Origin of the sequence: Brevibacillus massiliensis (assembly GCF_000311785.1) — a bacterium.
GTDB classification, from domain to species: domain Bacteria; phylum Bacillota; class Bacilli; order Brevibacillales; family Brevibacillaceae; genus Brevibacillus_C; species Brevibacillus_C massiliensis.
On sequence record NZ_HE978540.1, the window covers coordinates 141,698 to 163,335 of the forward strand.

Annotated in this window: 22 protein-coding genes and 1 pseudogene; 3 read left to right on the forward strand and 20 right to left on the reverse strand. The window is 52.4% G+C overall.

Features of this window, described 5'->3' with window-relative positions; translation table 11 throughout:
* Position 1: 1 nt before the first annotated feature.
* From HGBM_RS13285 to HGBM_RS13310, 6 genes are read right to left on the reverse strand one after another with little or no spacing between them, the layout of a single operon-like run.
* Positions 2 to 775 carry an enoyl-CoA hydratase-related protein gene (locus HGBM_RS13285; RefSeq protein ID WP_019121599.1) on the reverse strand — a complete coding sequence of 258 codons (774 nt, stop codon included), beginning with the start codon at positions 773 to 775 and terminating at the stop codon, positions 2 to 4.
* Positions 776 to 808: 33 nt separating this feature from the next.
* Entirely contained in the window at positions 809 to 2,137 is a 1,329-nt protein-coding gene (paaK, locus tag HGBM_RS13290; protein WP_019121600.1) for a phenylacetate--CoA ligase PaaK, read from the reverse strand.
* A gap of 48 nt (positions 2,138 to 2,185) precedes the next feature.
* Positions 2,186 to 2,971 (reverse strand): enoyl-CoA hydratase-related protein, encoded by a 786-nt coding sequence (locus HGBM_RS13295; protein ID WP_019121601.1) that lies wholly within the window; start codon positions 2,969 to 2,971, stop codon positions 2,186 to 2,188.
* A gap of 38 nt (positions 2,972 to 3,009) precedes the next feature.
* Positions 3,010 to 3,387 carry a PaaI family thioesterase gene (locus HGBM_RS13300; protein WP_019121602.1) on the reverse strand — a complete coding sequence of 126 codons (378 nt, stop codon included), beginning with the start codon at positions 3,385 to 3,387 and terminating at the stop codon, positions 3,010 to 3,012.
* Positions 3,388 to 3,427: 40 nt separating this feature from the next.
* A complete protein-coding gene (locus tag HGBM_RS13305) occupies positions 3,428 to 3,889 on the reverse strand; it encodes a PaaI family thioesterase (protein WP_019121603.1) in 462 nt (153 codons plus the stop codon).
* Positions 3,886 to 4,191: an EthD family reductase gene (locus HGBM_RS13310; RefSeq protein ID WP_026074396.1), complete on the reverse strand. Its 306-nt coding sequence runs from the start codon at positions 4,189 to 4,191 to the stop codon at positions 3,886 to 3,888. The genes HGBM_RS13305 and HGBM_RS13310 overlap by 4 nt, the downstream gene beginning before the upstream one ends.
* A gap of 399 nt (positions 4,192 to 4,590) precedes the next feature.
* On the opposite strand from HGBM_RS13310, the gene HGBM_RS30375 reads away from it, so the two are divergent.
* A complete protein-coding gene (locus HGBM_RS30375; RefSeq protein WP_245552975.1) occupies positions 4,591 to 4,722 on the forward strand; it encodes a helix-turn-helix domain-containing protein in 132 nt (43 codons plus the stop codon).
* Positions 4,723 to 4,783: 61 nt separating this feature from the next.
* Here the strand turns inward: HGBM_RS30375 and HGBM_RS30790 are convergent, their stop codons facing one another.
* From HGBM_RS30790 to HGBM_RS13375, 13 genes and pseudogenes are all read right to left on the reverse strand, one after another.
* Positions 4,784 to 5,347: a DUF4825 domain-containing protein gene (locus HGBM_RS30790; protein ID WP_026074397.1), complete on the reverse strand. Its 564-nt coding sequence runs from the start codon at positions 5,345 to 5,347 to the stop codon at positions 4,784 to 4,786.
* Positions 5,344 to 6,018 (reverse strand): permease prefix domain 1-containing protein, encoded by a 675-nt coding sequence (locus HGBM_RS30795; protein ID WP_019121606.1) that lies wholly within the window; start codon positions 6,016 to 6,018, stop codon positions 5,344 to 5,346. Before HGBM_RS30795 ends, HGBM_RS30790 begins: the two co-directional genes overlap by 4 nt.
* Positions 6,015 to 6,380, reverse strand: coding sequence for a PadR family transcriptional regulator (locus tag HGBM_RS13325; RefSeq protein ID WP_019121607.1), 366 nt, complete (start codon positions 6,378 to 6,380; stop codon positions 6,015 to 6,017). Before HGBM_RS13325 ends, HGBM_RS30795 begins: the two co-directional genes overlap by 4 nt.
* Before the next feature lie 153 nt (positions 6,381 to 6,533).
* Positions 6,534 to 6,850 (reverse strand): annotated as a pseudogene (locus tag HGBM_RS13330) (YcaO-like family protein); the annotation flags it as partial.
* Between the two features lie 641 nt (positions 6,851 to 7,491).
* Positions 7,492 to 8,565, reverse strand: a complete 1,074-nt coding sequence (locus HGBM_RS13335; RefSeq protein WP_019121609.1) for a YkvI family membrane protein — start codon at positions 8,563 to 8,565, stop codon at positions 7,492 to 7,494.
* Between the two features lie 79 nt (positions 8,566 to 8,644).
* Positions 8,645 to 9,754, reverse strand: coding sequence for an o-succinylbenzoate synthase (gene menC / locus HGBM_RS13340; RefSeq protein ID WP_019121610.1), 1,110 nt, complete (start codon positions 9,752 to 9,754; stop codon positions 8,645 to 8,647).
* Complete coding sequence (locus HGBM_RS27410; RefSeq protein ID WP_019121611.1) at positions 9,751 to 10,620, reverse strand: GNAT family N-acetyltransferase; 870 nt, start codon at positions 10,618 to 10,620, stop codon at positions 9,751 to 9,753. Before HGBM_RS27410 ends, menC begins: the two co-directional genes overlap by 4 nt.
* A 2-nt stretch (positions 10,621 to 10,622) precedes the next feature.
* Positions 10,623 to 11,756 carry a M20 peptidase aminoacylase family protein gene (locus HGBM_RS13350; RefSeq protein ID WP_019121612.1) on the reverse strand — a complete coding sequence of 378 codons (1,134 nt, stop codon included), beginning with the start codon at positions 11,754 to 11,756 and terminating at the stop codon, positions 10,623 to 10,625.
* Positions 11,753 to 12,613: a MurR/RpiR family transcriptional regulator gene (locus HGBM_RS13355; protein ID WP_019121613.1), complete on the reverse strand. Its 861-nt coding sequence runs from the start codon at positions 12,611 to 12,613 to the stop codon at positions 11,753 to 11,755. Before HGBM_RS13355 ends, HGBM_RS13350 begins: the two co-directional genes overlap by 4 nt.
* Positions 12,614 to 12,867: 254 nt before the next feature.
* Complete coding sequence (locus HGBM_RS13360; RefSeq protein ID WP_019121614.1) at positions 12,868 to 13,614, reverse strand: amino acid ABC transporter ATP-binding protein; 747 nt, start codon at positions 13,612 to 13,614, stop codon at positions 12,868 to 12,870.
* Positions 13,615 to 13,628: 14 nt separating this feature from the next.
* Positions 13,629 to 14,288, reverse strand: a complete 660-nt coding sequence (locus HGBM_RS13365; protein ID WP_026074399.1) for an amino acid ABC transporter permease — start codon at positions 14,286 to 14,288, stop codon at positions 13,629 to 13,631.
* Between the two features lie 75 nt (positions 14,289 to 14,363).
* Positions 14,364 to 15,182 carry an amino acid ABC transporter substrate-binding protein gene (locus HGBM_RS13370; RefSeq protein WP_019121616.1) on the reverse strand — a complete coding sequence of 273 codons (819 nt, stop codon included), beginning with the start codon at positions 15,180 to 15,182 and terminating at the stop codon, positions 14,364 to 14,366.
* Positions 15,183 to 15,428: 246 nt separating this feature from the next.
* Entirely contained in the window at positions 15,429 to 16,637 is a 1,209-nt protein-coding gene (locus HGBM_RS13375; protein ID WP_019121617.1) for a YecA family protein, read from the reverse strand.
* An 828-nt stretch (positions 16,638 to 17,465) separates the two neighbouring features.
* On the opposite strand from HGBM_RS13375, the gene HGBM_RS13380 reads away from it, so the two are divergent.
* Positions 17,466 to 18,224 (forward strand): YheC/YheD family protein, encoded by a 759-nt coding sequence (locus HGBM_RS13380; protein ID WP_019121618.1) that lies wholly within the window; start codon positions 17,466 to 17,468, stop codon positions 18,222 to 18,224.
* Between the two features lie 79 nt (positions 18,225 to 18,303).
* Here the strand turns inward: HGBM_RS13380 and HGBM_RS13385 are convergent, their stop codons facing one another.
* Positions 18,304 to 19,785, reverse strand: coding sequence for an amidase (locus HGBM_RS13385; RefSeq protein ID WP_019121619.1), 1,482 nt, complete (start codon positions 19,783 to 19,785; stop codon positions 18,304 to 18,306).
* A 385-nt stretch (positions 19,786 to 20,170) separates the two neighbouring features.
* Here HGBM_RS13385 and katA point away from each other — a divergent pair, with 385 nt between their 5' ends.
* On the forward strand, positions 20,171 to 21,616 hold the full coding sequence (gene katA, locus HGBM_RS13390; protein ID WP_026074400.1) for a catalase KatA: 1,446 nt from the start codon (positions 20,171 to 20,173) through the stop codon (positions 21,614 to 21,616).
* Positions 21,617 to 21,638 lie beyond the last annotated feature (22 nt).

The following is a 21,638-nucleotide window of genomic DNA, read 5'->3' on the forward strand; positions in this document are numbered from 1 at the left end:
CCTAGTTTCCCGTAAACCGGGGGTTACGCTTTTCCAGGAAGGCCTGCATGCCTTCCTTCCGGTCTTCGCTTGCCAACAGCAGGTAGAAGCCGTTGCGTTCGTAATGCATGCCTTCCTGCAGCGGCAAATCCCCCGCCTTGTGGACGGACTTTTTGATCATCTGCACGGCAAGCGGCGGCTGCTGGGCGATCTGCTTCGCCAGCCTGAGCGCTTCCTTCAGGTAAGCCTCCACCGGTACGACCCGGTTGACCAGACCGTACTGCCATGCTTCCCTGGCGGAGATCGGCTCGCCTGTCAAAAGCATTTCCATCGCCTTGCGCTGGCCGACCGAGCGGGTCAGACGCTGCGTGCCGCCCGCACCCGGCATCACGCCCAGCTTGATCTCCGGCTGGCCGATCTGCGCTGTTTCCGATGCGATCACGATGTCGCAGCTCATCATCAGCTCACAGCCGCCGCCCAGCACAAACCCGCTGACCGCGCCGATAATCGGTTTGGAAATGAGCGAGATGCGATCCCAGACAGCGAACTGATCCCGTTTCATGATTTCAATCGCGGATGCTTCGGCCATCTCGTTGATGTCAGCTCCGGCCGCAAACGCTTTCTCATTGCCGGTGATGACGATGACGCGAATCGCCGGGTCGCGGTCCATTCGCTCAAGCTCCGCTGCCAACTCATCCACTAGCTGTAAATTCAACGCATTGAGAATCTTCGGTCGATTGAGCGTGATCATGCCGACCGCTTCCTCTATGACAACCGTGATAAATTCATAGGACACGGGTTTTTCACACCTTTCACCAAGCAGCTCCGGTTAGATGGCTGCCTGGGGCTTGTTCCGGTTATCGACGATGCGGATCGCCTTGCCTTCGCTCCGCAGCAGGGAGTTGGGCGGCAGAATACGCAGCACGACGGATACGCCCAGCGAGTTCTTGATCATATGGCTGATCTCTTTGATCAGAGGCGAGAGGGCAACGCTTTCATTTCCGCTGATCTCGCTCGAGTACTCCTGCGTCAGCTCGCAATGAACCTCAAAACGGTCAAGCGCCCCATCCCGTTCAATCACGACCTGATAATGGGGAGCCAACTGCTTGAAGGTCAGCAGCACCGACTCGATTTCCGTCGGGAATACGTTTACACCGCGAATAATCAGCATGTCATCCACCCGTCCTTTGATGCGGGACATGCGCATCCTGGTGCGACCGCACTTACAGGGCTCGGGATTGAGTGAAGCGATATCGCCTGTGCGGTAGCGAATCACCGGGAAGGCTTCCTTCGTCAACGACGTGAATACCAACTCCCCTTCCCGACCGTAAGGCAGCACTTCACCTGTCTGCGGATCAACGATTTCCGCATAGAAGTGGTCTTCCGCGATGTGCAGGCCATCCTGTGCTTCATGGCACTCGATCGACACACCCGGACCCATGACCTCGCTCAGTCCGTAGATATCGACTGCCTTGATGCCCAGCGCTTCCTCCAGTTGGACACGCATTTCTTCCGACCACGGTTCCGCACCGAAGATACCGTATTTGAGGCTGGTCTCGCGCGGATCCATCCCCATCTTTTTCATTTCCTCCACGATATTCAGCACGTAGGACGGTGTCGCTGCCAGACCGCGCGGCTGGAAGTCCTGGATCAGTGTGATTTGACGGGAGGTGTTGCCCCCCGATACGGGTACAGCGACTGCTCCCAGGCGCTCGATCCCCATGTGCAGACCAAGACCGCCGGTAAACAGGCCGTAGCCATACGCGTTGTGGAAGATATCTCCTGGCTCCCCGCCAGCGCAGCAGATAGCGCGGGCGACGATTTCTGCCCAGTTCTCCAGGTCCTTTTTGGTGTAGCCTACGACTGTCGGCTTACCTTTTGTTCCCGACGAACCGTGTATACGGGCCACATCTTTCATATCAACAGCAAACAGCTTGAACGGATAATTTTCCCGCAAATGCGTCTTTTTCATAAACGGCAGTTTTTGAATATCCTCAATCGACTGAATATCCTCGGGTTTCACGCCAGCGGCATCAAACGCTTGGGTATGGAACGGAACCCGCTCATACGCGCGCTTCACTGTTTCCTTCAGACGTTGCAGTTGAACTTCCGTCATTTTCTCCCTTGAGAGTGTTTCCATTTCCACATTAAAGATCATGCGTTTCCCCTCATTCCGTTTCGTTCTCGTCTGCCTGTCTCGATGCTTCTATTCGCCTGTAAAGACCGGTTTCCTTTTTTCGCGAAAGGCTTCCAGCGCTTCCAGGCGGTCTTTGGTCGGAATTATCGCTTCATAGCACATGGTTTCCAGATCAAGCCCTGTCTGCAAATCGACGCTCGATCCGCGGTCAATCGCCGCTTTTGCCTGGTAGACGGCAAGCGGGGCATTGGCCAGAATCTCGTTTGCCAGGCTAAGCGCCAGCTCTTCCAGCTGCCCTGCATCCTCGGCCACCCCGTTTACCACGCCAAGCTCGTAAGCGTCTGCCGCCGAAATGCGACGAGCGGTCAAAATCAGCTCCTTCGCCCTGGATGAGCCAATCAAGCGGGACAAGCGCTGGGTACCGCCAGCACCCGGGATAATCCCCAGACTCACTTCGGTCAGTCCCATCTTGGCTTCCGCCAGAGCAAAGCGGAAATCGCAGGCCAGCGCCAGCTCGAATCCGCCGCCAAAAGCAAAGCCGTTGATCAGGGCGATCGTCGGCTGTGGGAGGCGCTCCAGCGCGGTAAACACATCTCTGATTTTGCGTACATTGCGGCGGACCTGCTGTTCCGTCAAGGTGCGCCGCTCCTTCAAGTCTGCCCCCGCGCAGAATGCGCGTCCTTCCGCCTTGATGACGACTACACGAATCTCCCTGGAATCGAGCCGCACCTGCTCGACCAGCTCGCCCAAGCGCTCAAGGGTCTCGTAATTCAAAGCATTCAATTCATCCGGACGGTTCAGCGTGATCAAGCCCACGTGCCCGTCTCGTTCAAATCGCACCGTTTCCTGACTCATCTTCGTCCTCCTCGGGCGGAATTAGGATGGCTTGCCGGTTACCCGGTTACCCGCGCGTAGGTGCCGGTGGCAAAGGCGACCAGCTTTCCGTTGCAGGTGACACGCGCTTCCATGACGATCAGGCTTCTGCCGCTTTTCAGAACGCGTGACTCCGCCTCAAGCCATTCACCACGCGCCGGGTGCAGGTACTGAATCTTGCTTTCCACAGTAACACACTGCTGCACGCCATCCACGTGCGGCGCCGCGCCATGTCCCATCGCCACATCAGCCAGGGTGGCCGTTACTCCGCCATGCACGACCCCCTCGATGCTGTTGTACAGCTCGGGGCGGATTTTCAACGCCACCTTGCAGCCCAGCTCATCCCGGTGCACGACCTCAATGCCCAGATAGTGGTTGAAACGATTTCGGATTTCCACTGTCGCAGCGTCCCCTTTGTCATCATGATCTGCGTTGTTGTTATGCTTCCTCGTCAATTGCGACGAAATAATCATTTTTGCGGTAGGCCAGCGCATCCAGCGTCGCCACCAGGCCATGATCGCTTTCCACTCGAATGCGGTACCAGGCGGTTCGGTTGTTTTTCTTCTCTTCCGTCGCTGTCGCCACCAGCCGGTCACCTTTCATCGCGGCAGCCAGGAAGCCGATATTCATCGAAAGCGCTACGGAGGTTTTGCCGTAGGAGTTGCAGGCAGCGGCAAACACGAAGTCCGCCAGCGAAAAGATAAAAGCTCCATGGGCCGTGCCATGCGCATTCAGCATGTGCTCCTGCACCCTTGCCTCCGCGGTTGCCGTTCCTTCCCCCAGCTCAAGCAGCTTGATGCCGAGAAACCGGGCAAATTGATCCTGACCCAGCTTTTGGTAGATCTCCTCGTAGTGCTTCTGATGAATCGCTCGCTCGTCAACGACACGTTTTCCACTCATTTTTCGACCACTTCTGCGAAATGCATGGAGACGACTTGACCGGCAAAGCCGCGCAGGTCTTTTCCGGCTGCACGACCTTCTGGAGATGACAACGCTTCCATCAATGCCTGTTTGGATTCAAAGTACATTTCAGCGATCAAATGCAGGTCGCTTTCACCTGCGGGAGAACCGTACACTTTGCTCACTTCCATCTTGATCAGGCCAGGCATTTTCTCAGCCAACGGGCCGTGCACCTCGAAGTAATGCTTGTCAAATACCTCGACATCCTCCGGCTTCCGATAAACAGCCACCAATTTCACCATCATGATCCCTGCTTTCCTAGTGGAATTATACAATATGTGACGATTAATTAATATAACGTTATTATAACGCATGTTATTGTTTTTATTATATAAGGTTTTCAGAATTGGCGCAAGTCTTTTTAAAATACCAAAAAACCTCTGCCGAGCCGGAGAGGTTTTTGTTCTGCGACGGGCAGTCGCATCTTTGTGCAAAAGCACATGAGTTACAATTAGAGACAGCGGCTACGTTACTTTGGTAAAAACGAGCCTAGAGTCTGAAAAGTAATTTTCGTGGAGGTGAAATACTCCCTCGGGGGTGCTAGTACAGCCCGAGAAGCCTAATCTAGGGCGATGTCGTGAGGCATCGTCTGAAGGAGATGCGGATAACCATGAGGCCCGCAGGCGATTGAGCAGACCCAAATGCTAGACCAAACCTCGTTCGCCCGCTATATTAACACATCCCGCATTACAATCAATAAGATTCTGCGAAAGTGGAGGCAGCAAGGGTTTATCAAGCTTTCAAATCGGGGGGGTGATTCATCTTGTCGATAGCGATAATATCAAAAAAGTCGTAGAGCGTCCGGAAAATATCTGAGCAGCGGACCCATTCCGATCACTGGCCGACTGCCACATTTTGCTCGTAAAATCTCTCGACATGTGCTGGATCCGCCAAAGGGCCCTGGACCTCTTTCTTCCACGTCTCTTTGTCCTGCAATTCTTTAAATCGGTCGCCGTACCACTGTTCCACCGCTTCTCTCGTTATCGTATACGAGGTTCCGTTAAAGCTTAGTTTCAAAGCCTGCAGGTTGTCTATCAGCACAAAATTGGCCGTGGAGTTGTAGAGAAGCGTTTGTTTCAGCCGTTTTTCTTCCAGATCTGCCGCCTTCCGATCATAGTAAATCTCTGCTGTGAGGTCTTCGGAGTATAGCTGATAAGATGCGACGATAGCGCCAAATGGCAGACGATCGTTCAGATTGGCAAGATTGCCTGCGTTGCCCATGTACTTGTTTTTATACGGCAGGACGCTCTGAAAGTCGTGAGTCAAGGGATTAAGCTGTTCCAAGCGGTACTGCTCCTGCTGTCTTTCCATTTCCGGCTTGATTTTGGCTTCGACAATCGTCATCCCGAGAGCACCCGTGATGTAAAGCGCAATGATCAACAAGTTTCTCTTCCTCACGACGCATTCACCCCGTATTTTTCTGCCAGGATCCGTGCCTGATGAAAGATGATGGGCACGATAATCGATAGGAAAGGCAGAGCAAAGTCTATTGAAACAACGGCAAACTGGTAGGGTCCATCGATCTGGATCGCCCGCCCGAACCACACATTGCTTGCGAATTTCACGGCTGCTGTAAACGCCGTCATCACCAGGACATACATCCCCCAAAGCATCCAGACCGCTTTCCTCAGTTTCCCCAGTTTGACCAGGTTCACCGATGAAACGGAATTGGCCCATCTGCTGTTTTTCAGCGCCAAGAGGATCACGTAGAGCAGACCGCATAAGGCAACGGCGAATGTAAACAGGCTGTTCACCCACATGCCAATCCATACAATCCGCAGCGGAATGGTGACGATCCAGGCGATCAGGACAGAGAGCAGCGCCATCTGGACAAGCTCCGAGATGAACCGATACAAATACACCGACTGATGTCCGTCAATCAGGAAATCAATCGAGTCGATGCTTTTGGTGGCGCGAATAACCGCGTCCTCGTACGTCATTCCGTCCTGCATATGATCCTTCACTTTGGCTTCCAGATTGCTCAGGATCTCGCTTTTCAGTTCCTTCGTCTCGCTTGTTTCCGGATATCTGGCAAATAATCCGGCAACGTATTCCTCCAACTCTTTCACACAGGCTCCCCTTCCTTTCGACAATCGATCAGGCGGTCAATCATATCCCTTGCCGCCCGCCATGCCTCACAATTTTGCAAGTACATCTCCCTGCCCGCCTGGGTAATCTTGTAGTACTTCCTGCGGCCGCCTTGCGTCTCCTCGCCCCAGTACGATTCGATCATCTTCTGTTTTTCCAGGCGGCGCAAACTCGAATAGAGCGTCGGCTCTTTTAAATCAAAAAGATGATTGCTTTTCTCGTAGATTTCCTTAATGATTTGATAGCCGTAATTGTCTGCCTGAAGAAGCACCCGCAAGATAATCGTATCGATGCTTCCCCGCACCAAATCACTGCTGTAGGATGACTCGTTCAATCTGCCCATGCCCCCAATCCTTGCCATGTATAATGTAACACATATTACTATGTCAGGCAAGGTACATTGCCACACAAATTAATTGACGACAGCAAAAACCACCCCGACAGCCTCGCCTGAGGTCACGCGGGGTGGTTTGCTCCGTGAATCTCTCCCATTCGCTCATGGAAACGGATGCGGATGCCCATTGAGCTGTTCGAACGTCAGCGGCTGATCGGCAGCATTCCCGGAATCAGCGCTTTTACGCATTGCAGGCCGTTCCTCCGGATTTCCGGCGTCGTCTGATCCACGACGATCACATCCAGATTCAACCGGCAAAATACCTGCAGAATATCCTTCAAGTTATCGGTGAGGTCGGGATGCCTCGCCTGCTGCTTGAACTCCTGCTCAAACGTTCGCAAGGGGCGGCCTTCATCCAGCAAAAACGACAGGCGCTCTTCCGCCTCCGGCAAACTGTACAGCATGGCATGATCCTCCATCAATTTGTCCTTCATACCAGATAATGAGGGCGCCCCCTGCAAGCCGAAGACTTGAGCAAGCAGGGGATGCCTCTCTTCTGGTAGCTGCCACGACTATCTTCTGCAGCGGCCGCAACCGCCACATCTTCCACAGCCGCCGCAGCGGCAGAACCCGCAGCTGCAAAAACTGCAGCTGCAAAAGCTGCAACTGCAAAAAAAGCAGCTGCAAAACGAAGAACCGCCGCACCATTGAACCAGAACGGTATCATTTTTGCTCGGATTGTTCCAGGAGCTGATTCCGCTAGCCTTATAGTCAGCTACCTTCAACTGTTTGAGGTCCTTTTTGAATTCATCCACTTGTTTCACCCCCTCCTTGTTCACGCACAGAACAGAACAGAAAGAGCTTTCGCGAGGATGATCCGCCCGCGCAGCAGCCTCATGAAGCCAGGTTTTCTAAACGAATTCTACTTTAGATGTATGTAACAGGATCATCTGTCGGATACTGTTCCAAACACCTATTTTCTTGACTTTTCACAAAAATCGTCTGGGCAGAAGGCGGGAAGCCTTGCAGCCCTCGGAAAGAGAAAAGCCGCCCGGATCAGCCCGGACGGCAAAGGGTGAACGCGAGAGCGGCATGCTCTTCCATGATGCAAGCTTGCTGCCTACAACGCTCCTGTCTGCTCTGTTTGCTTCGCAACCCTTCCGCGAAACCACGCCACTACGGTTGCCGCGATCAGCACAAAGCCGAGGTAGCCCATCAACGGGTATACCGTGCCGACCAGTTTGGTAAAACCGGCCAGGCTGGCGACAAACGAAAGAATGCCAAAACCGATAATCGACAGCTTAAACCTGGGGTGTTCAGGCTGTACAAACCGGACCGTGAAGGAATAGAGCATGCCAACCGCCGTGTTGTAGATCATTCCCAGCAAGACGATCGACATAATCCCAGCTAACCAAGGAGAGATCTGGCCGGCCAGGGCCAGAGTGGGCAGGTCTACATCCTTTACCAGATCAAATTTGGAAAAGATTCCGAGATTGATCAAAATAATCAGCAGTCCAAGGCCCAAACCGCCCAGCAAGCCGCCCATTCCAGCCTGTTTGCTGTTTTTTGCGGTAGTACTGATGACCGCCAGCATCGCGACTCCTGCCGCGATGTTGTAGGACACGTACAGGAATGCGCCCAATACCCAGTTTGAGGCAGCCGCTGCCTGAGGGTCGGCGAACTGATTTAGTTCAGAGAAACTTAAGTCCATCGAAGAAAGAGAATAAATGGCAAGAATCACAACGACGGCCATTAAAACCGGAGTAAACATGCCCATAAGAGTAATAATTCTCTGAATATTAGAGCAAACAGTTAAAATCGTTACAACTACCATGAAGATACTTCCCAAATAGCTGGGAATCCCGAATTGCTGTTCAAACAGGGATCCGCTGCCCGCCATCATGACGACCGTTACCCCAAACAGGAAGAAGGTAATGACGATATCTACGGCGATCCCGAGGTAACGGCCGCATATATGGTTAATCACTTCCTTGTGGGATTTCGTCTGAAGCCGGTTTCCGAGCTGTGCAATCTGCATGCCCAGAAAAGCAAAAAGCGCGGTCGCGACCAGCGTGCCTGCCATCCCGACCATACCGAAACTGGTAAAAAACTGGAGCACTTCTTGTCCCGAAGCAAATCCTGCTCCGACGATCAATCCAACAAAAGCGCCTGCGATTTGTAAGCTCTGTCGCATAAAATCCTCCTTGACATCCATTGATAATTCGGGGAGAAGGCCATCTTCCCGAGGGGAATCGACAGCCTTCCCCAGTACACTAGGGGCGAAATGTCTGGCTGGCTAAGGTAAACCGGTCAATCGCGTCACGGTTCGGTTCATAGCCGATCCCCCGCTGCTCGGGAACGCGTATCACCCCGTTTTCCACCGTCACTTCAGGATCGATAATGTCCCTGTCCCAATAGCGCGACGACGCAGCCGTATCGCCCGGCATCGTAAAGTTGGACAGGGTGGTCAGCGCGATATTGTGGGCTCTCCCAACGCCGGATTCCAGCATTCCGCCGCACCATACCGGAATGTTGCGGTCAGCGCAGAGGTCGTGGATTTTCTTCGATTCGGTCAGTCCGCCGACCCGGCCGATCTTGATATTGATAATCTTGCAGCTTCTGAGTTCGATAGCCTTTCGCGCGTCCTCCACGGAGTGAATGCTCTCATCGAGACAGATCGGCGTGTTGAGCTGTCGCTGCAGCTGGGCGTGGTCGACAATATCGTCAGAGGCCAACGGCTGCTCGATCATCATCAGGTTAAACGCATCCAGCTCTTTTAACCTGTCCGCGTGCTCCATGGTATAAGCCGAATTGGCATCGGCCATCAGCAGAATGTCCGGGAAATGGCGGCGCACCTCTGCCATGACGTCTACATCCCAGCCTGGCTTGATTTTTACTTTCATCCGGCGGTACCCTTCGCTTACGTACTGATCGATCAGTGCGAGCAAATCCTTTACCGATTTTTGGATCCCGATGCTAATGCCCACTTCAATCTCTGTTCTCTCTCCGCCGAGAGCCTTTGCCAGCGAGACGTTTTGCCGCTTGGCATACAAATCCCACACCGCCCCCTCCAGAGCAGCTTTTGCCATGTTATTCCGGCGAATATGGGCAAAGCGTTGGGATACCTCATCTGGATGGGTGATGGGCGTTTCGAACAACAGGGGAATGAGAAAATCCTTCATGATATGCCAATTGGTCTCCAGCGTCTCCTCGTTGTACCAGGGCGCGGCAAACGCCACCGACTCTGCCCAGCCGCTGTTTCCCTCCTGATCGCGCATCTCCACCAGGATAAAATCTTTTTGGAGGAACGTCCCAAAACTTGTCGTAAATGGCGCCTTTAACTCCATTCTCATCCTTCTCAGCGTAATAGCTTCCAATTTCATGGCTGTGTTTCCCTTCCTTCTACAGTATTGGCGGTAAAATCAATCGTCAGCCTGTCTCGCTTTACGGCTGCATAATACTGAACGGGTTGTCCTGGCAGCCGAACAACCCCCGCCGCGACGTAACCTTTGGCAAACAGCGTCTCCATGAGCGCCCGCGTTTTCAAACGCCAGTCCAGCGCCAGTGAAAAGTCGGTCCGCTTCAACTGCTGGAACTGAACGGGAATGGGGATGTATGCCGCCTCTTTATCCGCATGGACTTCGCTGACAACATCATCTGTCAGATACGGATACCCCTGTTCAGTCAGCTTCCAGGCGACCTCCTGCAGGTCGGCCTCATCCGCTGGGGGAATCTCCGGTCTCTCTTTGACATGCGGACTGTCAATCCACCATTCGACCAGCAGGCGGTCGGAGGGCAATCCATGATTCAAGGCATCCGACATGCTGCCGTAACAATCCCGCACATACGTCTGGCTGATCCCGCGCAGTTTGCCGAAGTTGAGGTAACCATTTACGCTCTCCAACGGATCAAACGTCCAGGTGATCAAGCGATACCCTTGAGCCAGCGCCCATTCCCGCTGCCCCCATTTCAGCGCCTCCCCCAAACCGCGCCCGCGATAAGCGGGAAGGATGCCCAGCATATGCGAACAGAGATGCACTTTGCCGCCGGCGAAACCGGGAAATCCGTAGTTAAAGCCGACCAGCTTGTCTTGGTCAAAGCCGCCCAGGATCATCCCGCCGTTCTTGATCGCTGTCAGCGTCTGATGAACGGGGATCGGGTCCATTTGCCAAACCTCTCGTTCCAGCTGCTGCACTTCCTTCAGTTCATCGATGGTCTGCAGCAGCTTTAGTCGATACGTATCGCCCATGTTCAGCCCCGCCTTCCCGTTTCAAACGTCAAGAGGACGGTTTTTGCCAGGATCTCGATTCCCGCAAGAAGGGCCTCGCGGTTAAACGTCATCTTCGGATGATGAAGTCCCGGCTTCAAATCACAGCCCAGCCCCAGCATGGTCGCTTTTACATGCGGCAGCTTCAGCGTGTAAAAGTGGAAGTCCTCACCACCGGAAGTGACGACGGGCGCCGCCAGATTGTCATCCCCGAGAACCTCCCGAATCGCCGCGGCCATCAGGTTTTGCGCCTCCGGGTTCACTTCGGCTGCTGCGGTCCTCGTTCCAGGCTCGAGCAGAATTGGCACATCGTACATCTCGGATACGGCCCGGACGATTCTTTCCACTTTCGCAAGCAGCTGATCCATCACTTGATTGGTCTGTCCCCGCAGATCCAGGTTGAATTCCGCCCGGCCGGGAATGATATTGCCGCTTTCGCCGCCGGCGACAAACCGCGTCATCTTCACCGTATACGGAACCATCGGATTGAGGTGGATCTTGCCCAGTTCCTGGACGAGTGTCGCCCCTACTTCAATGGCGTTGACACCTTGGTGCGGTCTGGCCCCGTGGGCGTCGCTGCCGTGAATTTCCCCGCTGACAAACTGGGAGCCTCCGTGAAGGATGGCTGGAGCCGCCTTTCCGTCGGGCACTTCTTCCACGGGACGGAGATGAACCCCATACAGGTAATCCACACCGTCCAACACGTTCTTTTCGATCATCTTTAGAGCGCCTGTGCCTTTTTCCTCGGCCGGCTGAAAAATGAACCTCACCTTGCAGCCGCTTGGGATCCCCGTCTGCTTCAGCGCCAGGAACGTGCCAAGCGCCATGGTCATATGGGCATCGTGGCCGCAGGAGTGATTGGCGCGGAATTCTCCGTCGACCTGCTGCCAGAGCGCATCGATATCCGCCCGGACAGCTACCGTGAACGGTCCCTCCCCCATCTCGGCGACAACGCCCGTGCAATCGTCGAATGTATGTGCGCTGCACCCGTTTTCCCGCAAGAAGGCGGCGATGTACTCTGTCGTGTTGTATTCCTTCCAACTCACTTCAGGGTGTTGGTGCAAATGTTCAAAAATCTCCATGACCATCGGTCTCATCTGTTCAATGACCGGCTTCATTCTAACCCTTCTTCCTGATAAAAAATGTGATCAAGCCAGGTTGAATCGTACGCTTCCTTGCGCTTGTCAAACCGCTCCCGATCCCGCACGGAAACGCCGGCAACCAGAGCATTCAGAAATGAAAAAACCGAGACCAGGACATCAAGGCTGGAACCCTGTGCTGTGCCTACGGGAAAAACCAGATCGGCGTATCTGGAAATCGGCGCCACGGGAGAATCCGTGATCCCGATCACGCAGACTCCCCGCTTTTTCATTGCCTTTGCTATCTGCAGCGTTTCTTTGACGTAACGGTGAAACGAGAATGCCACCAATACACTTTGGGCAGTCATCGCGCTTCCCTTCAGAATGATGTCATCCGTATCGGGCCGAAACAGCTCCACATTGCCCCTGACCAAATTCAGCGTAAACGAAAGCCAATTCGCGTGGGAATAAGATGCCCTCATCCCCGTCACCAGAACGCGATCCGCCGCGATCAAACGTTCAACAGCGAGGTTGAACTCTTCCTCGCTCGTGTGTTCGATGATGTGTTGAATATTGGCGATATCCTGCTTCATCACCTGAACGAACAATCCCGGCTGTCTGTCCAACTCCAACTTGCTGGTTTGGTAGCGGGCCAAGCTGCTCCGCGAGATAAGGTGCTGCCTCAGTTCCCGCTGCAGTTCACTGTATCCGCTGTACCCGAGGGAGTAACAAAAACGAATGACCGTCGTCTCGCTCACTCCTGCTGCCGCTCCGACTTCTGCCGCAGAGTGAATGGTAAAGAAATCGGCATTCTCCAGGAGGAACTTCGCTGCCCTCTTCTGCCCGTTGGGAAGCTGGTTAAAATGTTCCATTACCTTTTGTTGAAAATTCTGCATATTCCCTTTCATCTCCGCAGCCCGCCATCACATGGTGAAATGCAAAAGTTGGAAGTGTAAACTTCATAAAAGTTAATAATGAAGTATAAACTTCAATTAAAGAATACGATATATTTTCGCTCAATTCAACCAGAAATGAGAAAAAAGCGGTGAGCTGTTTTTGACTATGGAAAACATTGTGGTGCCAATCAGGCCCCTTCCTCGCCGGGAGGAAGGGGCCTGAAAAATTGCAGGTTTGACGTACGCTCCGGTCCTTATTTCAATGTCCGATTCAAGAAAGTCCTTGTCCGCTCTGATGCGGGATTGTTGAAGAGCTGTTCCGGCGTGCCGGACTCGATGATCTCGCCGTTGTCCATAAATATGATGTTGTCTGCCACTTCTCTGGCAAAGCCCATCTCATGGGTCACGACGATCATCGTCATGTGTTCTTCGGCAAGCTGCTTGATCACCTGCAGCACTTCGCCTGTCAACTCCGGGTCGAGGGCCGAGGTCGGCTCGTCGAAAAGCATAATCGCCGGATTCATCATCAGCGCCCGGGCAATCGCCACCCGCTGTTTTTGCCCGCCGGACAGCTTGGACGGGTAGGCGTCGGCCTTATCCGACAAGCCAATTTTCTGCAAGAGCTCCCGGCATTTTCTGGCGGTTTCGTCGGCCGCTTCGCCTTTTACCAGCTTTGGCGCAAGCTCCAGGTTTTCCTTCACCCGCAGATGGGGAAAGAGGTGAAAGTGTTGAAACACCATTCCCATCTTCGCAGTGATCCGCTTGATTCCCTGCTGGTTGGCATACACTCCGTCTTTGACCAGGTAGTCGCCTTCTACGCAGATGCTTCCGCCATTTACCTGTTCAAGATGAACCAGGCTTCTGAGCATCGTGCTTTTGCCTGAGCCGGACGGGCCGATGACGGCGACGACTTCCCCCTTCTTCACCTCAAACGAGACATCCTTCAACACATCCAGCGCGTCAAACGATTTTTTCAGATTGGATACTTGCAAGATTGCCATTTATCTCCAGTCCCTTATTCAAATTTGAACCTTTTTTCCAGCCACTTGAAAAACATCGTCAGCACAAAAGCCATCAGCAAATAGATGACACCCGCGAAGAAGAACGGGACGATCGTAAAGTCGCGGTTTACGGCTGTCTGCGCAAAATACAGCAGCTCGGGAACAGCGACGGCATACAGCAGTGCCGTGTCCTTCACCAGCGTAATCGATTCATTGGCGACGGCCGGCAGCGCGACCCGAATCATTTGCGGCACGATGATCTTGGTCGTGGTCTGCCATCTGCTGAGTCCCAATACCTGTGCCGCCTCGTACTGCCCCTTGTCAATCGCCAGCAGTCCCCCCCTGAAGATCTCGGCGAAGTAAGCTGCATAGTTTAAGATGAAGCCGACGCAGGCTGCGACAAACCGATCCAGGACGAGGTATTTCCCGACAAACGGGAGGATTGGCAGGCCAAAGCAGATAAAGAGCAGCTGCAAGAGCAGCGGGGTGCCCCGTACCACGTAGATATAGGTGTGGGCAAACCAGGATAGCGGCTTGCTTTTGCTGTTCGCAAGGATGGTCAGGCCAAAGCCCAGCGGCAAAGACGCGATAATCGCGATAAAAAACAGCAGAACTGTCATTTGCGCCCCTTCCAGCATGGGCCCGGCTATTTTGAGTACGTAATCGATGCTCATCTTGATTAGCTCCCAAAAGCAAAACCGGATCTGGGTAAAAGCCATCCGGTTTCCATTTTTATTTTCGTCATCGTTTTATTTTAAAACCTTGTCTTCCCCGAACCACTTTTCGGAGATCTTGGCGGCCGTGCCGTCCTGGTTCATTTCATCCAGCGCTTTTTGCAGCTCTTCCAGCAGTTTTTCATTTCCCTTCTTCACGCCGACCCCATACTCTTCCGGGGCCAGGCTTTCATCCAGGAGCCTGAAGGTGTCCGGTTCTTTTGACATGTAGTAGCGGGCTACGACTTCATCGATCACGACCGCATCGAGACGGCCTATTTTCAAATCGCTGAGCGCCAGCACATTGTCTTTATACTCGTTCACAGTCTTAATCTTCGACTTGATTTCATTCGCATTCAAGGCGTCCGCGGCAGAAGACTGCGCTTGCAGTCCGACCACTTTTCCGGCGAGATCGTCCAGTTTTTGAATATCGGACTTGGCCAGGACGGCTACCACCTGCGCGTTTTTCAAGTACGGCTTGGTGAACAGGACCTTTTGTTTTCTTTCGTCCGTGATTGTGTATCCGTTCCAGATCAGATCGATGCGGCCGCTGTTAAGCTCCGACTCCTTGGCATTCCAGTCGATCGGTTGGAATTCCGCCTTGTACCCCATTTTTTCTGCGGCAGCCCGGGCGTAGTCGATATCGAAGCCGACAATCTCGTTGTTTTCGTCCCGGAATCCCATCGGTGCAAACTTGTCGTCGATCCCGATCACCAGTTTTTTCTCGCCGCTCCCGACCGTCACCGTTTTGTCACCGCCTGATTCGGAACCCGAGCCCGTACTGGAACTGGAGCATCCCGTAAACAGGGACAGTGCGATAGTAAGTACCATCCCGATTGCCGCCATCTTTTTCATTCCGTGAACCCCCCTAAAATAGATACCATGTTCAAATATATTCTCTCTTCCCTTTTATATACGTCTACGAGTGTATCCTTTATCACGCTAAATTGCTAACTAGATAAACCGATAAAATCTCTTTTTGTGATAAAACTAGAGCCAAAATGCTCAAGATTCCTCTTATTTTCTTTTGTTTTTGTGATAGAGGCTGGTAATCGAAAGAAAAAAAAACTGACAAAAATTGTCGTGTAAACATGCCATATGTTATCTTCCGCAACATTTCTTAAACTTCTTACCGCTGCCGCACGGGCAGGGATCGTTTCGGCCAACCTTTCTTTTACTTTCAAAACTGATGACTTCTGCCTTGGCAGCAGGCATTGAAAAAGTTGTCCTGTTCTTTGGGGCAGATAGCTCATTGGGAGTATAGCCTTTGATAAACCATTGCCTGGTGTGATTGTGAAGCTTGACTATATAATCCATAAAAGCCTTCATTGTTTCTAAATCGTTGATTTCCAATTGGGATTGCAGGAACTTAAGCAAATTGTTCGGTGGTTCCCCGATGCGAATGGCATAGACACATTCTTCAACGAGACTATCTGCCTCGTCTTTGGCTATGGTATAGTTCCTCGTGATAAAATCGACAAAGGCTTGAAACGCAGAATTCCGGTCCACAAAATCCGGTTCCCCTGCAAGTAACAGTTGACGCTTTGAGAATGGATAGAACGACAAATCGGGTCTGAGCTGATGTTCTTTCTTTACTCTTTCAGTATCCCAAACTCTAATATTTGAGAGTCCTTTGGCATCATACCTAACCTCCTGATAAAACGACATGGAATCGTCCAGGACAGATAAATAATCAGCCATATTTAGAATTTTTGCAGTATGGTTCTCTATTAGGTGCACTGCTTCATGAAAACTGAGTGAGCCATAGTAAAATAACATGCCCTGCGTCAGCTTAATCCATTCCGTATTTCTTCGAATCGTTTCATAGTATGATGAGCTATCGATTTTTTTAAAGCATTCGAGAACTTCCCCGGGCATGGCAAGCGTTCGTTTCCCTTTGTATGTCCCAGGGAAAATCAATCCTCTTCCTTTGAAATAAGCAAGCTGACGAGATTCCAATTTTAGAAAGCCATGACCGCCGCCGTTGGCGATTTTTTTCATTATTTTGTAACGTGTCTCGTCAAATTTATGTAGCAGCCCGGGAAGAGCAGCAGGAATTCGCTGTGTTAACTCGGTGATCAATTCTTGTTTTTTTAACGCACTTATTCCCTTGATATTCAGATTCATTCGGATAGATGACAGGTCGTCTTTTGTCAGTCCGGCCAGGCCCCGAGCAAGAGTTAGTGGCAGTTCAAGGTTTGACCAATTCTTCACTTCCTCCCGGACATGCCTTTTTAGTTCAATGTCTTTGAGTGTTTTCAAGGCACTCAGCAGCATTTTCTGATCCTGATCACTCAAGCGCTTGTCCATATTTTCATCCTTTCGCAGCATTCGGCCATATGGATCGATTCACCCATTATCATTCCTTAAATTATAACATAACGAATTCTGCCGTATGATAAAACGATAAAATGCTCGAGGCTCCTCCAATTTCTTTCTATCGATGACAAAAAACCACACGCTGGTCGCCAGCTCCGGCCTCAGCGTGTGGTTTCTTTGTTCTTTCCGCGTTAGTTTCCTGGAAGATGGCCATCTACGCTTTTCAATTCGACGACTTATTGCCCATACTTTGGAATAACACGTACATGTCTCAACTTCCTTCTGGTGTGCCCCAGCTTGCCGATGTTTAGTCGCTGCTTGGTTTTCTGGAAATTGAGAAACTTCTCCTCTATTATGGTGCAATCCTGATTCGTGAACAGGATTTCTTTTCTTGGCACGACCGTATGCAGGAATACAGGGTTTTACGATATATTTTTCGGGATGTCGTAGGTAGTCCTTTATACGCGCAAATAAGGATTTCCAATTTTGAAATACGCTCTGATGACCCATTGACTACTTTGTATCGGAAAGCGATAATCCTTTTATTCCATGATTTTGAATAGACTGTCCAAAAAATGATAGTCAATATAGGGAGTTTTTTTGGGCCCGCCTACACGAAGGGATTGGAGAAGCCGGGATTTCAAAAGCATGTCCAGGATGTCACCGATTCACCTCTCCCTTATCTTCTTGCGTCGCTTGAAGAGGGAGTAAGACTTTCCGTACGATGTAACACGTCCTTGCCGAGATCCGATTGAGGCAACGGAATCTGAATGGAGTATAAGTCCTTCGGGAAATTGCTTAACAGGGGAAGTGATACGCTTGAAGGCATCCAAGAAGCGCCATATCAGCAGCAAGCTGAAAAAAAACCGGGTTCTGCTCAAAAGCAGACGGCTCGCCCGCCATATCCCCAAAACGAAGCGCTTCAGCAGACATTCGCTCGACAAGATGCTGGACCGATACAAGATGGTCTATTTGAAGCCCGTAAACGGCCTTAAAGGAAGAGGCATTATGAGAGCAAAAAAAACGGGAGGGAAATATCAGCTTCGAAAAGGCACTTCCTCGTCCGTTTTCAAGGACGTCCGATCCTTGTACCAATCCGTTCGCAAAAAGATTCGGAAGAAACCTTACCTGATCCAAAAAGGGATCCGGACGCTTCGCTACCACGGCCGCTCGTTTGATTTTCGCATCATGGTGCAGAAGAATGAGCGGCGCAAATGGGAGGTTTCCGGCATCGTCGGCCGGGTCGCACCGCCCAAGCGGATCGTGACGAACAGAAGCCAGGGGGGGAAGTGCAAGCCGGCGGGATTGTTGCTGCGGCCCAATATGAAACATTCCCAAATCAAGCCGTATCTAAAGTCTTTATTCCGTTTGAGCAGAAGAATCGGCCGGCAATTCGAGAAGGCGTATCCCATAGTAAATAAACTTGGCGTGGACATCGCGGTGCGCGATGACCTGAAGCCCTGGATTTTGGAAGTGAACACCAGGCCGGCGGTTACTCCTTTTGTCAAGCTGGGCAATAAACGTATGTACCGGAGAATCGTTCATTTGCTCCGCTGGAATAAAAAACGATCCTCCTAAGACTTGCGCCGAAAGAGAAGCCCGACACATCCCCTGCAAATCAGCGGGGCGTGTCGGGCGTTCTGGTACAAGGTGCAGGTTAGAGCGGTCTTGCCGCACAGAGCTTATAGATGTCCTGCCAGGGTTTGATTCGCTCAAAGACGGAGCTGGCCGTCAGCACGTCGGTGTCGGCGTACCGCCTGCCAATGATCTGCATGCCGACAGGCAGCCCGTCAGCCAACCCCGCGGGAATGGACGCCGCCGGATGTCCCGTGAAGTTGATGAAATAAGTCATACACCAGCCGATCAACGGGTCGACCTCCACTCCGTTGATTTGCGTCGGCCCCGTCGTATTGCCGTCATCCGCATTCTCCACCGGCAGGGCAGCCAGCGTCGGAGTAATCAGCAGCTGGTAGTCATCGAGCACGTTCTGGATGGCGTCATATACCTCGGTGCGGATCTGCTGGTCGCGTATGAGGTCGTGAATCGTCAAGTGACTGCACTTCTCCAGCCACTCCAGAAACTGCGGCGGGAAGTCCTCGCGATGGTCAGCCAGGAGGTCCAATCCTTGCCGCTTAAAGTTCTCAAAGGTTTCTATACTTAACGGCATGATCATCCGGCACCACAAGTCGCTCAGTTCCCGCTGATCGCGGGTAAGTCCCAGTTTTACTTCTTCGACGCGGGCTCCTGCCGCTTCAAACATCTTCACGGCATTGGCTACCGTTTCGGCGACCCGCTTGTCAACCGGATAAACATCCAGGTCAGGACTGTACGCGATTTTCCACCCTTTCACCGAGCCGCGGAGCGCCCCCATGTAATCGATGGCTTGATCGAGGCTGTACGGATCGCGGGAGTTGTAGCCCGTGATGGCGGTGAGTCCGAGGGCGGCGTCTTCCACTGTGCGGGTGAGCGTTCCTTCAAAGACGAAGGGAGCTGTGCCGCCAAACGCATTAGGCCGCAGCACCATCGGTACCCTTCCGAAAGAAGCCTTGAACCCGTACAAACCGCACCACGCGGCGGGAATGCGCACAGAGCCGCCGCCGTCGGACCCCTGTGCAATCGGAACCATCCCGTCGGCCACCGCTGCCGCGCTGCCGCCCGACGAACCGCCGCTGTTGCGGGACAGATCAAACGGATTGCGGGTCGGCCCAAACAGATAGTTGTCGCACGTGCCGCGGAAGCCCATTACCGGGCTGTTGGTCTTGCCCAGCAAAATCGCCCCGGCTTTTTCGATCCGCTCCGGGTAGTTGCTGTAAAAGTCTGAGACGTTATTCTGAAAGGCCTTCACGCCGCCAAAGGTTGCCACCCACCCCGGGCGAAAATCAAAAAGATCCTTCATCGCCGTCGGCACCCCGTGCAGGATCCCCAATTCTTCCCCGCTCATCAAGGCGCGTTCCGCTTCTTTGGCATTTTTTCGCGCATCTTCAAATCCGCGGTAGACAAAGGCATTCAAGCTTTTGTCCCGCTGCTCGATGCGCCCGATGCTCGCCTCGACCACGTCGACCGGCGACAACTCCCGCCGCCTGATGCGCGACGCAAGCTCGGCAGCAGGCATATAGGCCAACTCTTCTGACAATGACATCCCTTCAAACCCCCTCGCATTATTGACAATCTTCGGTCACCGTCTCGCGTCAGGTTGACATCTCTGGGATGAAAACGGATACCTATTATAATTGTTATAGCAATTGCGGGAAAATATCAATTATTTCATCATCTCCTAAGAAAATAAATCAAGCATTTCCATCGTTAATCAGAACCACAGCATGGAAACAAGGAAAAAGTCCGGTGTAATTCAAGCAGATGAGGTTGCTTCAACCGCTTGCAGGCGTAACCGCAGAGTGTTTGACTATCCAATATGGAATGAGACAAATTTATAATTATTATAAAAAAGTATTGATTTTAGATTGATAAATGTTATCATATACATAGCAACAACAAAACTTCTTTGAGGTGATTCGCTCATGAGTATAAACAAGAACAATCTGACGACAAGCTGGGGAGCTCCCGTCGGGGATAACCAAAACTCCATGACAGCCGGTTCGCGCGGCCCAACTTTGATCCAAGATGTCCATCTATTGGAAAAATTGGCTCATTTCAATCGAGAGCGCGTTCCGGAACGGGTCGTTCACGCGAAAGGCGCCGGTGCCCATGGCTTTTTTGAAGTTACGAATGACGTCACGAAATATACCAAAGCGAAATTCTTGTCCGAGGTAGGGAAGCGGACGCCGGTATTCGTTCGATTCTCGACGGTTGCCGGCGAGAGCGGCTCCGCAGATACGGTTCGCGACCCGCGCGGCTTTGCAGTCAAATTCTATACGGAAGAAGGAAACTACGACCTGGTCGGCAACAACACCCCTGTTTTCTTCATCCGCGACGCGATCAAATTCCCTGACTTTATCCATTCGCAAAAACGCCACCCGCAAACCCACCTGAAGAACCCGACTGCCGTATGGGATTTCTGGTCCTTGTCACCGGAATCACTGCACCAGGTCACCATTTTGATGTCGGACCGCGGCATCCCGGCAACGTACCGTCACATGCACGGCTTCGGCAGCCATACGTTCAAATGGGTGAATGCGAAAGGCGAAGGCGTCTGGATCAAATACCACTTTAAAACCGAACAAGGGATTAAGAACCTGACAGAAGAAGTAGCCAGACGAATTGCCGGGGAGAATCCCGATTACCACACGGAGGATTTATTCAATGCGATTAAAAACGGCGACTTCCCATCGTGGAAGCTGTACGTTCAAATCATGCCGCTGGAAGATGCCAATACGTACCGCTTTGACCCATTCGACGTCACGAAGGTCTGGTCGCAAAAGGACTATCCTTTGATTGAAGTAGGCCGGATGGTGCTGAATCGCAATCCGGAAAACTATTTTGCCGAGGTGGAGCAAGCGACCTTCTCTCCCGGCACGCTGGTGCCCGGAATCGATGTTTCGCCCGACAAAATGCTTCAGGGCCGCTTGTTTGCCTACCATGACGCCCACCGGTATCGGGTCGGAGTGAACCATCAAGCGCTGCCCATCAACCGCCCGCGCAATCAGGTGAACAACTACCAGCGCGACGGACAAATGCGCTTCGACGACAACGGCGGCAGCTCCGTTTACTACGAGCCAAACAGCTTTGGCGGGCCGACAGAATCGCCCGAGCACAAGCCGTCTGCCTACCCGGTATCCGGGATGGCCGACAGCGTGGCCTATGACAAGGACGACCATTACACGCAAGCAGGCGACCTGTACCGTCTGTTAAGCGAAGAGGAACGCACGCGTCTGATCCAAAACATCGTCAATTCGATGAAACCGGTAGAAAAAGACGAAATCAAGCTGCGTCAGATCCAGCACTTTTACAAAGCTGATCCCGAATACGGCCGCCGCGTCGCAGAGGGACTGGGACTGCCCGTGCCGGAATAACTTGGATTTCCGCCATGTACGA